Genomic DNA, 14,295 nt, shown 5'->3' with positions numbered 1-14,295 from the left:
CCATGCGTTACGTTGATGAATACCGCGCGCCGGAGCAGGTGCTGCAGCTTATCGGGCACCTGAAAACGCGCGCGGCGCTGCTGGACTACACGGCGGAAAAACCGCTGCGGATCATGGAGGTGTGCGGCGGACACACGCACGCCATCTTCAAATTTGGCCTCGACCAGCTGCTGCCGGAGAACATCGAGTTCATCCACGGCCCCGGCTGCCCGGTCTGCGTTCTGCCGATGGGGCGCATCGACAGCTGCATCGAAATTGCCAGCCAGCCCGACGTCATTTTCTGCACCTTTGGCGACGCGATGCGCGTGCCGGGGAAAAACGGCTCGCTGCTGCAGGCAAAAGCGCGCGGGGCCGACATCCGGATCGTCTATTCGCCGATGGATGCCCTGACGCTGGCAGAGAATAACCCCGCGCGCAAGGTGGTGTTTTTTGGCCTGGGGTTTGAAACCACCATGCCCGCCACCGCCATCACCCTGCAACAGGCGAAAGCGCGTAAGCTCGAAAACTTTTTCTTTTTCTGCCAACACATTACGCTCATCCCCACGCTGCGCAGCCTGCTGGAAGAGCCGGAAAACGGGATAGACGCCTTTCTGGCACCGGGGCATGTCAGCATGGTGATTGGCACAGACGCCTACGGTTTTATCGCTGAACAGTACAATCGTCCGTTAGTGGTCGCTGGTTTCGAACCACTTGATCTACTGCAAGGTGTGACCATGCTGGTTGAGCAGAAAATAGCGGCCCTGAGTACCGTGGAAAACCAGTACCGCCGCGTGGTGCCGGATGCGGGAAATCAACGGGCGCAGCAGGCGATAGCCGACGTGTTTAGCGTCGAAGGCGACAGCGAATGGCGTGGTCTGGGGCTGATTGCCGAATCCGGCGTGCATCTGACGTCAGCCTATCGCGCGTTCGACGCCGAAGCGCATTTCCGCCCGCAGCCGCAGCAGGTTTGCGACGATCCCCGGGCCCGCTGCGGCGACGTGCTCACCGGTAAATGCAAACCTCATCAATGCCCGTTATTTGGCAATACCTGTAACCCGCAAACGGCGTTTGGCGCGCTGATGGTCTCCTCCGAAGGGGCGTGTGCCGCGTGGTATCAGTATCGCAACCAGGAGAGTGAAGCATGAATACGGTTGAAATGGCGCACGGCAGCGGCGGACAGGCGATGCAGCAGCTGATTAACCGGCTGTTTATGGAAGCCTTCAACAACCCCTGGCTCGCCGAGCAGGAAGACCAGGCGCGCATTGACCTCGCCACCCTCACCGCGCAGGGCGACAGGCTGGCCTTCTCCACCGACAGCTACGTGATTGACCCGCTGTTCTTCCCGGGCGGCGATATCGGCAAGCTCGCCGTCTGCGGCACGGCCAACGACGTGGCGGTCAGCGGTGCCGTTCCGCGCTACCTCTCCTGCGGGTTTATCCTCGAAGAGGGATTACCGATGGAGACACTCACGACAGTGGTCAACAGCATGGCGCAGACCGCGCGCGAGGCGGGGATGGCTATCGTCACCGGCGATACCAAAGTGGTGCAGCGCGGCGCGGCCGACAAGCTGTTCATCAACACCGCCGGCATGGGGGCGATCCCCGCCGATATTCACTGGGGCGCGCAGCAGCTTAGCGTGGGCGACGTGCTGATCGTGACCGGCACGCTGGGCTGCCACGGGGCGACCATCCTTAACCTGCGCGAAGGCCTGGGTCTGGACGGGGAACTGCGCAGCGACTGCGCGGTGCTCACCCCGCTGATCCAGACGCTGCGTGCCGTGCCCGGCGTGAAAGCCCTGCGGGACGCCACGCGAGGCGGCGTAAACGCCGTAGTCCATGAGTTTGCGGCAAGCTGCGGGTACGGGATCGAACTGACCGAGCGCAGCCTGCCCGTTAAGCCTGCCGTTCGCGGGCTGTGCGAGCTATTGGGCCTCGACCCGCTAAACTTTGCTAACGAAGGCAAACTGGTGATTGGCGTTGAACACGCGGCCGCGGAGGCCGTACTTGCACAGCTGCGAGCGCATCCCTTAGGGAAAGACGCGGCAATCATCGGCGAAGTCGTCGAGCGCAAAGGGGTGCGCCTGACCGGGCTTTATGGCGTGAAGCGGACGCTGGATCTGCCGCACGCGGAACCCTTACCCCGTATTTGCTAGAACCGCGCCAAAAGCGGTCAGCACTGAATGTCTCTTTTTTTGCCAGTTTCTATTGGAAAGCAATATGCCGTATACACCGATGAGCGATCTTGGACAGCAGGGCCTGTTTGACATCACGCGCACACTTTTACAGCAGCCCGACCTCGGTGCGCTGAGCGATGCCCTGACGCGGCTGGTCAGGCAATCGGCGCTGGCCGACAGCGCCGCGATTGTACTCTGGCATAGCGGAACGCACCGCGCGAGCTACTACTCAACGCGTGACAATGGCAAAACGTTTGAATACGAAGACGAAACGTATCTGGCGCATGGCCCGGTGCGCCGCATACTCTCCCGTCCTGAAGTGCTGCACTGCAGCTTTGCGGAATTCCGCCAGGCGTGGCCGAGGCTGGCGCAGAGCAACCTCTATCAGCCTTTCGGGCATTACTGCATGTTGCCGCTGGCGGCAGAGGGCCAGATTTTTGGCGGCTGCGAGTTTATCCGCACGACCGACCAGCCCTGGAGCGAGGCGGAATACGAGCGCCTGCACACCTTTACCCAGATTGTGGCCGTCGTCGCGGAGCAGATCCAAAGCCGCGTCACCAATAATGTCGATTACGACCTGCTGAGCCGCGAGCGCGACAACTTCCGCATTCTGGTCGCCATCACCAACGCCGTGCTGTCACGGCTCGACATGGATGAGCTGGTCAGCGAAGTCTCGAAAGAGATCCACCACTATTTCAAAATCGACGCCATCAGCATTGCGCTTCGCGGCCATCGCAAGGGAAAGCTGAACATCTACTCCACGCATTATCTCGATGAAGCCAACCCGGCGCACGAGCAGAGCGAAGTGGATGAAGCGGGTACCCTGTCTGAACGGGTCTTCAAAAGCAAAGAGATCCTCCTGCTCAACCTGAACGAACAGGACCCGGTCGCGCCGTACGAGCGAATGCTGTTCAACACCTGGGGCAATAAAATTCAGACCCTGTGCCTGCTGCCGCTGATGTCCGGCAACACCATGCTGGGCGTGCTGAAGCTGGCGCAGTGCGAGGAAGGCGTGTTCACTACCGCCAACCTGAAGCTGCTGCGCCAGATCGCCGAGCGTATCTCTATTGCCCTGGATAACGCCCTCGCCTATCAGGAGATCCACCGACTGAAGGAGCGGCTGGTGGATGAGAACCTCGCCCTGACCGAGCAGCTCAACAACGTGGACAGCGAGTTTGGTGAAATCATCGGGCGCAGCGACGCCATGTACAGCGTGCTCAAGCAGGTTGAGATGGTGGCGCAAAGCGACAGCACGGTGCTGATTCTGGGCGAAACCGGGACGGGTAAAGAGCTGATTGCCCGCGCCATCCACAACCTGAGCAACCGCAACAGCCGCCGGATGGTGAAGATGAACTGCGCCGCGATGCCTGCGGGGCTGCTGGAAAGCGACCTGTTCGGCCACGAGCGCGGCGCCTTCACCGGGGCCAGCAGCCAGCGGCTGGGCCGTTTTGAGCTGGCGGACAAGAGCTCGCTGTTCCTAGACGAAGTGGGCGATATGCCGCTGGAGCTACAGCCGAAACTGCTGCGCGTGCTGCAGGAGCAGGAGTTTGAGCGCCTGGGCAGCAACAAGCTTATCCAGACCGACGTGCGGCTGATTGCCGCCACCAACCGCGACCTGAAAAAAATGGTCGCCGACCGCGAGTTTCGCAGCGACCTTTACTATCGTCTGAACGTCTTCCCGATCTTCCTGCCGCCGCTGCGCGAACGCCCGGAAGATATTCCCCTGCTGGTCAAAGCCTTTACCGCGAAGATCGCGCGCCGGATGGGGCGAAACATCGACAGTATTCCTGCCGAGACGTTGCGTACCCTTTCATCCATGGAATGGCCCGGCAACGTGCGCGAGCTGGAAAACGTCATCGAACGCGCGGTGCTGCTGACGCGCGGCAATGTGCTGCAACTTTCCCTGCCTGAGGTTACGCTTCCTGACGTGACCGCGCCCGCCGCCGAGACAGCAAAAGAGGGAGAAGATGAATATCAGCTCATTATGCGCGTGCTGAAAGAGACCAACGGCGTGGTCGCCGGGCCAAAAGGTGCCGCCCAGCGCCTGGGGTTAAAACGCACCACCCTGCTGTCGCGCATGAAGCGTCTCGGGATTGATAAAGAGAGCCTGGTTTAATCGGTTTCGCCTGGCGGTAGTTCTCTGATACCGCCTTTGGTGAGGGCCTCTTTTTTCGGACGGTACTTCTCCGGCAGTTCCGGTACGGGACGACGGTCGTCAATCAGATGACGAACGGTCAGGATGGGGTGACGCCACAACATACGCGGACCGGCCCAGCGCATAACCTGCTTCATCTCTTCACGTCTGGCAGGCTGGTAGCAGTGTACCGGGCACTGCTTGCAGGCAGGCTTGTCCTCACCGAAAACGCACTTATCCAGGCGCTTATTGGCATACGCGTTGAGCGCCTGATAATACCCTTCCTCCTGAGATGCCTGCGGGCACTGCTTTTCATACAACGCGATCATTTTCGCGATGGTCTTTTTTTCTCGTGAGATACGTTTACCGGACATAACGGCTTACCGAATAATAAAGTGCATTAATAATACACCTTTCAGCGCTGGATTTCAGCGGTTGCATTTCGTTTCCTGAAGCCTGATTCCAGTTTTAGTCCTGCACCGACCGATAATCACTGGTATTTTATACAGGCATCAGAAATGACCTTTGTCCGTGTTGTCTGGAGACCCTATGCAAGAACTCACGATCGGCAAACCCTATCGCCATTTAACAGTGGGATATTTTAGAAAGCGCCATGAAGACCGCAAAACCAAGATACCGAAGCGCTACAGCGTGCATGCGGCGCTGAGCTTAAAAGGAGACTGGCTTGAAGAGGCGGGGTTTACCACCCATTCCAGAGTCAGAGTGGGCGTGGAGCATGGAAAAATTGTCATCGAATTAATGTCGGAGGGCGGCTCGTAAAGCCACGACATTTTTCTGCGCCGTACCTTTTTTTCATGCGACAATAGAAGGAACAAACGGCCACTGAGCCGATCAAAACGGTTTATTTTCAAAGAAATGGACATCATAACTCCATGAGCACAATCGACAATTTCGACGCACATACGCCGATGATGCAGCAGTATCTGAAGCTGAAAGCACAGCATCCGGAAATCCTGCTGTTTTACCGTATGGGCGATTTTTACGAGCTGTTTTATGACGATGCTAAGCGCGCATCGCAGCTGCTCGACATCTCGCTGACCAAACGTGGCGCATCGGCAGGCGAACCCATCCCTATGGCAGGTATCCCGCACCACGCGGTAGAAAACTACCTGGCGAAACTGGTGAATCAGGGTGAGTCCGTCGCCATCTGCGAACAGATTGGCGATCCGGCGACCTCAAAAGGCCCGGTGGAACGCAAAGTGGTGCGCATCGTCACGCCAGGCACCATCAGTGATGAAGCCCTGTTACAGGAGCGCCAGGATAACCTGCTGGCAGCGCTGTGGCAGGACGGTAAAGGCTTTGGCTACGCGACGCTGGACATCAGCTCCGGACGTTTTCGTCTGAGTGAACCGGCCGATCGTGAAACGATGGCAGCCGAGCTGCAGCGCACCAACCCGGCAGAATTGCTCTATGCCGAAGATTTCGCCGAAATGGCGCTGATTGAAGGTCGTCGCGGGTTGCGTCGTCGTCCGCTGTGGGAATTCGAAATTGATACCGCGCGCCAGCAGCTGAATCTGCAGTTTGGCACCCGCGATCTGATTGGCTTTGGCGTTGAAAATGCCCCGCGCGGGCTGTGTGCAGCAGGGTGTCTCCTGCAGTACGTGAAAGATACCCAGCGCACCTCCCTGCCGCATATCCGCTCTATCACCATGGAGCGCCAGCAGGACAGCATCATCATGGATGCCGCCACGCGCCGTAACCTGGAGATTACGCAGAACCTGGCGGGTGGCGTAGAAAATACGCTCGCGTCGGTCCTCGACAGTACGGTGACGCCAATGGGCAGCCGCATGCTGAAACGCTGGCTGCATATGCCGATCCGCGATACCGATACGCTGGTTTGCCGTCAGCAGACGATTGCCGCGCTGCAGGATCGCTATGCCGAGCTGCAGCCGGTCCTGCGCCAGGTGGGCGACATGGAGCGTATCCTGGCCCGTCTGGCTCTGCGAACCGCGCGACCACGCGACCTCGCGCGGATGCGTCATGCCTTCCAGCAGCTGCCGGAACTGCGCGCGCAGTTGAGTGACGTTGACAGCGCGCCGGTGCAGAAACTCCGCGAAACCATGGGCGAGTTTACCGAGCTTCGCGAACTGCTGGAGCGCGCCATTATCGATGCGCCTCCGGTTCTGGTGCGTGATGGCGGCGTGATTGCCCCAGGCTACAACGAAGAGCTGGACGAATGGCGCGCGCTGGCCGACGGTGCGACGGACTACCTCGACAAGCTGGAGATCCGCGAGCGCGAACGTCTTGGGCTCGATACCCTGAAAGTGGGGTATAATGCGGTACACGGTTACTATATTCAGATCAGCCGCGGGCAGAGCCACCTGGCGCCGATTCACTACGTGCGTCGCCAGACGTTGAAAAACGCCGAACGCTACATCATTCCTGAACTGAAAGAGTACGAAGACAAAGTCCTCACCTCGAAAGGTAAAGCGCTGGCGCTGGAAAAACAGCTTTATGACGAGCTGTTCGACATGCTGATGCCGCACCTGGCCGACCTGCAGCTGAGCGCCAGCGCGCTGGCGGAGCTGGACGTGCTGGTGAATCTGGCTGAACGCGCTGAAACCCTGAACTACACCTGCCCGACCTTTACCGACAAGCCCGGCATTCGTATCACAGAAGGCCGTCACCCGGTGGTAGAGCAGGTGCTGAATGAACCGTTCATCGCCAACCCGCTGAGCCTGTCACCGCAGAGAAGAATGTTGATCATTACCGGTCCAAACATGGGCGGTAAGAGTACCTATATGCGGCAGACGGCGCTGATTGCGCTGCTGGCGTATATCGGCAGCTACGTCCCTGCGCAGAACGTGGAGATTGGCCCAATCGACCGCATCTTTACCCGCGTCGGGGCAGCGGACGATCTGGCGAGCGGTCGTTCAACCTTCATGGTCGAGATGACCGAAACGGCAAACATTCTCCATAACGCGACGGAGCACAGCCTGGTGCTGATGGACGAAGTCGGACGCGGAACGTCAACCTATGATGGCCTGTCGCTGGCATGGGCCTGTGCCGAAAGCCTCGCGAATAAAATCAAGGCCATGACGCTGTTCGCCACCCACTATTTCGAACTGACGCAGCTGCCGGAGAAAATGGAAGGGGTTGCGAACGTTCATCTGGATGCGCTGGAGCACGGCGATACCATTGCCTTCATGCACACGGTGCAGGATGGCGCGGCGAGCAAAAGCTATGGCCTGGCCGTCGCAGCGCTGGCAGGTGTGCCGAAGGACGTGATTAAGCGCGCGCGTCAGAAACTGCGTGAGCTGGAAAGCCTTTCGCCGAATGCAGCGGCGACGCAGATTGATGGCACGCAGATGTCGCTGCTGGTGCCTGCGGAAGAGACGTCGCCAGCGGTGGAAGCGCTGGAGAACCTCGACCCGGATTCACTGACGCCGCGTCAGGCGCTGGAGTGGATTTATCGGTTGAAGAGTCTGGTTTAGTTCTCTGCGGTCTGTTTTGTCGGGTGGCGGCTTCGCCTTACCCGACCTACAAAACCGTAGGCCCGGTAAGCGCAGCGCCACCGGGCTTTTTTTTACAACAGCGGCGGGATCGTCGGCACCTGCGGCGCCTCGTCAATATCCTTCTGCGTCATGCGGAACGCCTCCGGGTAATGCTCGCGGCTGGTACGACGCAGCGGTTCGGTATCGCGCCAGGTATACAAACAATGCTGGCACTGGTAAACGGTCCATACGCCTTTCACCGGCGACGTCGCCATTACTTCAATATGCTCATCGGCACAACGTGGACAAATCATCTTTTCCTCCTTATTGGCGTGCTGCCAGCATCGCGGTCAGTTTTTCGGCCCAGGCTTTGGTTTCAGGCAGATCCTGTACCGGCTGGCTGTAGTGGCCCCGGGTGTCCGGCGCGACAGGCGTGGTGGCATCAATAATCAGCTTGTCGGTAATGCCCGCCGGGCTGGAGCCAGGATCGAGTTCAAGGACCGACATGTTCGGCAGCTGCACCAGATCGCCTGCCGGGTTCACTTTCGACGACAGCGCCCACATCACCTGCGGGAGGTTGAACGGATCGACATCCTCATCCACCATAATCACCATCTTCACGTAGCCCAAACCGTGCGGCGTGGTCATGGCGCGTAAACCGACCGCGCGGGCAAAACCGCCGTAGCGTTTTTTGGTGGAGATAATCGCCAGCAGACCGTGGGTGTACATCGCGTTCACCGCCTGCACTTCCGGGAATTCCGCTTTCAGCTGCTGGTAGAGCGGCACGCAGGTGGCCGGTCCCATCAGATAGTCAATCTCGGTCCACGGCATGCCGAGGTAGAGGGATTCGAAAATCGGCTTGGTGCGGTAAGAGACTTTGTCGATACGGACCACCGTCATGTTGCGGCCACCGGAATAGTGTCCGGTAAACTCGCCGAACGGCCCTTCGATTTCACGCTTGCGGCCCTCAATCACCCCTTCAAGGATCACTTCAGAACCCCACGGCACATCGAAGCCGGTCAGCGGCGCGGTGGCAATCGGGTACGGGCTTTCACGCAGCGCACCGGCCATTTCATACTCGGACTGATCGTATTTCAGCGGCGTGGCGCCCATCAGGGTGATGATCGGGTCGTTGCCCAGCGTAATCGCAATCGGCAGGTCTTCACCGCGCTCTTCCGCTTTATGCAGATGCAGGGCGATATCGTGCATCGGTACCGGCTGGAGGCCGAGCTTGCGCTTGCCCTTCACTTCCATGCGGTAGATCCCGACGTTCTGCTTGCCGAAGTGGTCCGGGTCGAGCGGATCGCGCGAGACAACGCACGCTTTATCGAGATAAAAACCGCCGTCACCGTCGTTCAGGCGAAACAGCGGCAGGATGTCGAACAGGTTAATGTCTTCACCGTCCACCGTATTCTGCGCCCAGGCCGGGTTGGCGCGGCGCTCCGGCGTGACGGGGAATTTATCCCAGCGGCGGATAAACTCGTCGATCTGTTTTTTTACCGGGGTGTTCGCAGGCAGCCCCATAGAAATGGCGTGGTTCTGCCAGGAGCCGATGGTGTTCATCACCACGCGGGCATCGGTAAAGCCACGAATATTGTCAAACCACAGCGCGGGCGCGCCGTCGCCAATGCGGCCGGTCGCGTTGGCTGCCGCCGCCAGATCGGGCTCGGCGTTTACCTCTTCCTCAATTTTCAGCAGTTGCCCTTGCTCATCGAGCGCCTGCAGGAAGCTTCTCAAATCATCAAATGCCATCTTTATTCTCCTGTGAAAAATGTTTCGCCTCGCGCAGCCCGTTCCAGCGGCGCGCCTTTTTATGCTCCAGACCGAACTGGTCGAGCACGCGGGTCACAATATGCTGGGTAATGTCATCGGCGGTTTGCGGGTGGTTGTAATAAGCAGGCATGGGCGGCACCATCGCCACGCCCATGCGGGAAAGGGCAAGCATGTTCTCAAGATGAATGGTGCTGAGCGGCGTTTCACGGGGAACCAGCACCAGCTTGCGCCCTTCTTTCAGCACCACGTCTGCCGCACGGCCCACCAGCCCCTCGGCGTAACCGGCGCGGATACCCGCCAGCGTTTTCATGCTGCAGGGAATGACGATCATGCCTTCGGTGCGAAACGAGCCGGAGGAGATGGTGGCGGCCTGGTCAGCCGGACTGTGGACAACGTCAGCCAAAGCAGCAACGTCCTGCGCGGTGTAAGGCGTTTCCAGCTCGATGGTGGTCTTTGCCCACTTCGACATCACCAGGTGGGTCTCCACCTCCGGCATTTCCCGCAGCGCCTGAAGCAGCGCCACGCCCAGCGGAGCACCCGTTGCTCCCGTCATTCCCACGATCAATCTCATTCATCACCTCAAATATTTGTTCGTACACGAACATTATGAATAAGCTACTCCAGGATCGGTTTTCTGACAAGATTGTTCGCATACGATCACACGAATGGCTAAAAAATGCCGCGTTAAAATTGAGAGCAATAGCGGCTATCATAGAGGGAGATTTTTTCCGTCGGAGTGTTCATGGAACTAAGACAAGAGGCGTTCCACCTGTTACGTCAGCTTTTTCAACAGCATACCGCGCAGTGGCAACATGCCTTACCGGAACTGACCAAGCCACAGTACGCGGTGATGCGCTCCATTGCCGAACATCCGGGTATTGAACAGGTGGCATTGACCGAAGTGGCGGTCAGCACAAAAGCGACCCTGGCAGAGATGCTCAGCCGAATGGAGGCGCGCGGGCTGGTCAAACGCGAGCACGATCCTGCCGATAAGCGCCGCCGGTTTGTCTTCCTGACGCCAGAAGGCGAAGCCCTGCTTGCAGGCTGTAAACCGGTTGGCAACGAGGTGGATGAGGCGTTTTTAGGACGTCTTAACAAGGCCGAGCGGGAGCAGTTCTCTGCGCTCATCAAAAAGATGATGCACGATTAATTCACGCTGGTGCGCATAAAATCGATAAAGGTGCGCACTTTCGCTGACACATGCCGGGCATCAGGATAAACCGCATAGATGCCCTGCTGCGCAAAGGTATATTCCGGTAAAACCGGAACCAGTCTTCCCGCATCAAGCGCATCGCGCGCCAGCCATTCCGGCAGTAACGCCACGCCACCGCCTGCGAGCGCAAAAGCCATCAGAGCCTGAGCGCTGTCGGCAAACAGGCGCGGCGCTTTTTTTATCTCCAGCGTTTCAGGCGCACCGCTGGCATCTCTCACCTGCCAGCGCAGCGGCGAGGCCAGACGCTCGTGAATAATCCAGTCCGCGTGGGCCAGCTGCGCAAGCGTTTCGATCGGATGGTTAACGAGCCACCCGGGCGTCGCGACGGGAAGAATAGAGAAGTGCGAAATCAGCGCGGCGTGGTTGCGCGAATCGGCAAGCGTTCCCAGCCGGATGGCCACGTCAAAGCGCTCCGAGATAAGGTCGGCGTGCAGGGACGACGAAACATGTCGCACGCGAAGATCCGGATGCTGCTGGCTAAACCTGGCCAGCAGCGGCACCACTACCTGTGAGCCATATTCGGGCGTCGTCGTGATCCGCAGCTCCCCCGTGAGTCCCGCATGATTCGCGCGGACATCATCCTGCAGCCGTTCCGCATCCTTCAGAAGCGCCACGCTGCGTTGATGAAAAAGCGCGCCCGCCTCGGTTAACGTCAGGCGGCGGGTGGAGCGCAGCAGCAGCGTAACGCCCAGCTCATCCTCAAGCTGGCGAATATTGAAGCTAACCACCGCTTTTGTCAGCCCCATTGCCTCGGCTGCAGCAGTGAAACTGCCGGTATCGGCCACCGCGACAAACATCTGCGTTCGCTGCAGGTTAATCATCATCACGCCTTTTACTGTCAAAATATTTTTGACAGTATATCGCGCTTTGTCAGGTTTATCCGTGCTTCCCGGGTCGATACGATACGCCACCTCACCGGAGGATCCACCATGACGTATCGCAGCAAAGTCGCCGTTGTTTATCTGCTGGGCTTTTTTCTTGATTTGATCAACATGTTTATTGCCAGCGTCGCGTTCCCGGCAATGGCTCACGCCTTTAACACCACGCCTTCAGCCCTTGCCTGGGTCAGTAACGGGTACATTGCCGGCCTGACGCTGGTGATCCCGTTCAGCAGCGTGCTCACGCGCCGCATCGGGCCAAAGCGCGTCATCCTGCTCTCGCTTTTTCTGTTCAGCGCAGCCTCCGCAGCGGCGGGCTTGTCTGCAACGCTTGAAAGTCTGATCGCCTGGCGAGTGCTCCAGGGCGTGGGAGGAGGATTATTGATCCCCGTCGGACAGGCGCTGACCTGGCAACAGTTTAAGCCTCACGAGCGTGCCAGACTCTCCTCGGCGGTGATGCTGGTCGCGCTGCTTGCCCCGGCCTGCTCCCCGGCTATCGGAGGCCTGCTGGTGCAGACGCTAAGCTGGCGATGGATATTTTTCGCTACGCTACCGGTCGCTATCGTGACCTTTGTTTTGGCCTGCCTGTGGCTTAAACACGAAATGCCCGCGATGAACGCGGCCAGACTGTTAAACCTGTCATTGCTCGCGGACCCGCTTTTACGTTTTTCCATGCTTGTTTATTTATGCGTGCCTGGCGTATTTATTGGGGTGAACGTCACGGGCATGTTTTATCTTCAGCACGTGGCGAACATGAGCCCCGCCGCAACGGGGATGCTCATGCTGCCGTGGTCCGCGGCATCGTTTATCGCCATCACGGCAACGGGACGCTATTTTAACCGTATTGGCCCCCGACCGCTGATTGTCGTCGGCTGCCTGCTGCAGGCGACGGGTATTCTGCTTTTGATTAACGTCAGTTCGGCTACGCTGCTGCCTGCCGTTGCGTTTACCCTGATGGGCGCGGGGGGAAGCCTGTGCAGCAGTACGGCTCAGAGCAGCGCTTTTCTGACGACGCGCCGGGAAGAGATGCCGGATGCCAGCGCGCTGTGGAATCTCAATCGTCAGCTGAGTTTTTTTGCCGGTGCCCTGCTGCTGGCGCAGGCGCTAAACCTGGCGCAGGCCTGGCTGCCGCCGCTCGCCGCGTGGCACGGGATGTTTATTTTTGCCGCAGGCATGACTTTGCTGCCTGCACTGTACGTTTTTCGTCTTAACAATACGCAGGTGCTCACCCAGCTGCGACAGGAGAATTCATGACGCCTTTCGAACACGATATTATCGACCTCCACATTGCGCTTGAAGACTGGTTAGGCAAAGGTGAAGGTGATTCCGACGCCCTGCTCGCCCGCTTCCATCCAGATTTCCTGATGATCCCGCCGGGCGGCGTTCATATCGACTATGTCGGTCTGGTCAGTTTTCTGGAAAAACAGCGCGGAAGCCGTCCCGGACTGAAGATCGTCATTGACGAATTATCCACGATCGAGCGCTGGGATCGTGGCGCGGTGCTGCACTACCGGGAGACGCAAACCCGGCCCGACCTGCCCGTCAACGTGCGCTGGTCAACCGCGGTGCTCAATCAGGAAGGCGATCGGATAGTGTGGCGCCTGCTGCACGAAACGGCGCAGCCGTAGCCCAAAAGAAAAAGGCCCGTCTCACGACGGGCCTTTTTTGACGAAAGGTTGCTTATTCGCGGAACAGCGCTTCGATATTCAGACCTTGCCCCTGCAGGATTTCACGCAGGCGGCGCAGACCTTCAACCTGAATCTGACGAACACGTTCACGGGTCAGGCCAATTTCACGGCCGACGTCTTCCAGTGTCGCAGCTTCATACCCCAGTAAACCGAAACGACGTGCCAGCACTTCACGCTGTTTGGCGTTCAGCTCGAACAGCCATTTGACGATGCTCTGTTTCATGTCATCGTCCTGCGTGGTGTCTTCCGGACCGTTGTCTTTTTCATCGGCCAGGATGTCCAGCAGCGCTTTTTCGGAGTCGCCACCCAGCGGGGTGTCAACGGAGGTAATGCGCTCGTTGAGACGCAGCATACGGCTTACGTCATCAACCGGTTTGTCGAGTTGTTCGGCAATTTCTTCTGCGCTTGGCTCGTGGTCCAGTTTATGGGACAACTCGCGCGCGGTGCGCAGATAAACGTTCAACTCTTTGACGATGTGAATCGGCAGGCGGATCGTACGGGTCTGGTTCATAATAGCCCGTTCGATGGTCTGACGAATCCACCAGGTCGCGTAGGTTGAGAAACGGAACCCGCGTTCCGGGTCAAACTTCTCAACTGCGCGGATGAGACCTAAGTTGCCCTCTTCAATCAGATCCAGCAGAGCCAGACCACGATTGCCGTAACGGCGGGCAATTTTCACGACCAGTCGCAGGTTACTTTCGATCATGCGACGACGCGAGGCCACATCACCACGCAAAGCACGACGTGCGAAATAGACTTCTTCTTCGGCCGTTAGCAGTGGGGAGTAACCAATCTCCCCAAGGTAAAGCTGAGTCGCGTCCAGTACACGCTGTGTGGCGCCCTGCGATAACAGCTCTTCTTCAGCCAAATCGTTATCACTGGGTTCCTCTTCTACTAAGGCTTTTTCGTCAAAAGCCTCTACTCCGTTCTCATCAAATTCCGCGTCTTCATTTAAATCATGAACTTTCAGCGTATTCTGACTCATAAAGGTGGCTCCTACCC

At 58.5% G+C, this 14,295-nt stretch carries 14 protein-coding genes; 8 read left to right on the top strand and 6 right to left on the bottom strand.

What is annotated here, in order from left to right; all coding sequences use genetic code 11:
- The first annotated feature begins 2 nt into the window (after window positions 1-2).
- From hypD to flhA, 3 genes are all read left to right on the top strand, one after another.
- Window positions 3-1,124 (top strand): hydrogenase formation protein HypD, encoded by a 1,122-nt coding sequence (gene hypD / locus AB8846_RS07450; RefSeq protein ID WP_370732417.1) that lies wholly within the window; start codon window positions 3-5, stop codon window positions 1,122-1,124.
- Entirely contained in the window at window positions 1,121-2,131 is a 1,011-nt protein-coding gene (gene hypE, locus AB8846_RS07445; RefSeq protein WP_370732416.1) for a hydrogenase expression/formation protein HypE, read from the top strand. Before hypD ends, hypE begins: the two co-directional genes overlap by 4 nt.
- Window positions 2,132-2,195: 64 nt before the next feature.
- A complete protein-coding gene (gene flhA, locus AB8846_RS07440; RefSeq protein WP_063144205.1) occupies window positions 2,196-4,268 on the top strand; it encodes a formate hydrogenlyase transcriptional activator FlhA in 2,073 nt (690 codons plus the stop codon).
- Here flhA and AB8846_RS07435 read toward each other — a convergent pair.
- Window positions 4,265-4,660, bottom strand: a complete 396-nt coding sequence (locus tag AB8846_RS07435; RefSeq protein WP_370732415.1) for a nitrous oxide-stimulated promoter family protein — start codon at window positions 4,658-4,660, stop codon at window positions 4,265-4,267. The genes flhA and AB8846_RS07435 overlap by 4 nt on opposite strands.
- A 175-nt stretch (window positions 4,661-4,835) precedes the next feature.
- Between AB8846_RS07435 and AB8846_RS07430 the strand changes: the two genes are divergently transcribed.
- Window positions 4,836-5,066 (top strand): SymE family type I addiction module toxin, encoded by a 231-nt coding sequence (locus tag AB8846_RS07430; protein WP_370732414.1) that lies wholly within the window; start codon window positions 4,836-4,838, stop codon window positions 5,064-5,066.
- A gap of 113 nt (window positions 5,067-5,179) precedes the next feature.
- Window positions 5,180-7,741, top strand: a complete 2,562-nt coding sequence (mutS, locus tag AB8846_RS07425) for a DNA mismatch repair protein MutS (RefSeq protein ID WP_063144208.1) — start codon at window positions 5,180-5,182, stop codon at window positions 7,739-7,741.
- 92 nt (window positions 7,742-7,833) lie between these two features.
- On the opposite strand, the gene AB8846_RS07420 is transcribed toward mutS, so the two are convergent.
- From AB8846_RS07420 to AB8846_RS07410, 3 genes are read right to left on the bottom strand one after another with little or no spacing between them, the layout of a single operon-like run.
- Complete coding sequence (locus AB8846_RS07420) at window positions 7,834-8,055, bottom strand: non-oxidative hydroxyarylic acid decarboxylases subunit D (protein ID WP_003862116.1); 222 nt, start codon at window positions 8,053-8,055, stop codon at window positions 7,834-7,836.
- 10 nt (window positions 8,056-8,065) lie between these two features.
- The gene (locus AB8846_RS07415) at window positions 8,066-9,493 is read right to left on the bottom strand and encodes a non-oxidative hydroxyarylic acid decarboxylases subunit C (protein ID WP_023308982.1); all 1,428 of its coding nucleotides are present in this window, start codon (window positions 9,491-9,493) and stop codon (window positions 8,066-8,068) included.
- Window positions 9,483-10,085, bottom strand: coding sequence for a non-oxidative hydroxyarylic acid decarboxylases subunit B (locus AB8846_RS07410; RefSeq protein ID WP_063144741.1), 603 nt, complete (start codon window positions 10,083-10,085; stop codon window positions 9,483-9,485). Before AB8846_RS07410 ends, AB8846_RS07415 begins: the two co-directional genes overlap by 11 nt.
- Before the next feature lie 171 nt (window positions 10,086-10,256).
- Here AB8846_RS07410 and AB8846_RS07405 point away from each other — a divergent pair, with 171 nt between their 5' ends.
- Entirely contained in the window at window positions 10,257-10,664 is a 408-nt protein-coding gene (locus AB8846_RS07405) for a MarR family winged helix-turn-helix transcriptional regulator (RefSeq protein ID WP_023308984.1), read from the top strand.
- Here the strand turns inward: AB8846_RS07405 and AB8846_RS07400 are convergent.
- Complete coding sequence (locus AB8846_RS07400) at window positions 10,661-11,548, bottom strand: LysR family transcriptional regulator (protein ID WP_370732494.1); 888 nt, start codon at window positions 11,546-11,548, stop codon at window positions 10,661-10,663. The two genes, AB8846_RS07405 and AB8846_RS07400, sit on opposite strands and share 4 nt — an antisense overlap.
- Before the next feature lie 108 nt (window positions 11,549-11,656).
- Between AB8846_RS07400 and AB8846_RS07395 the strand changes: the two genes are divergently transcribed.
- Window positions 11,657-12,859, top strand: a complete 1,203-nt coding sequence (locus AB8846_RS07395; protein ID WP_370732413.1) for an MFS transporter — start codon at window positions 11,657-11,659, stop codon at window positions 12,857-12,859.
- Window positions 12,856-13,233 carry a DUF4440 domain-containing protein gene (locus AB8846_RS07390; protein WP_370732412.1) on the top strand — a complete coding sequence of 126 codons (378 nt, stop codon included), beginning with the start codon at window positions 12,856-12,858 and terminating at the stop codon, window positions 13,231-13,233. The genes AB8846_RS07395 and AB8846_RS07390 overlap by 4 nt, the downstream gene beginning before the upstream one ends.
- A 52-nt stretch (window positions 13,234-13,285) precedes the next feature.
- Here the strand turns inward: AB8846_RS07390 and rpoS are convergent, their stop codons facing one another.
- Complete coding sequence (rpoS, locus tag AB8846_RS07385; protein ID WP_008499600.1) at window positions 13,286-14,278, bottom strand: RNA polymerase sigma factor RpoS; 993 nt, start codon at window positions 14,276-14,278, stop codon at window positions 13,286-13,288.
- Between the last annotated feature and the right edge of the window lie 17 nt (window positions 14,279-14,295).

This window comes from Enterobacter sp. KB-221C9 (assembly GCF_041320715.1).
Taxonomy (GTDB): Bacteria; Pseudomonadota; Gammaproteobacteria; order Enterobacterales; family Enterobacteriaceae; genus Enterobacter; species Enterobacter asburiae_D.
The sequence above is the reverse complement of the archived record's forward strand: the minus strand, read 5'-3'. Positions and strand labels throughout refer to the sequence as shown.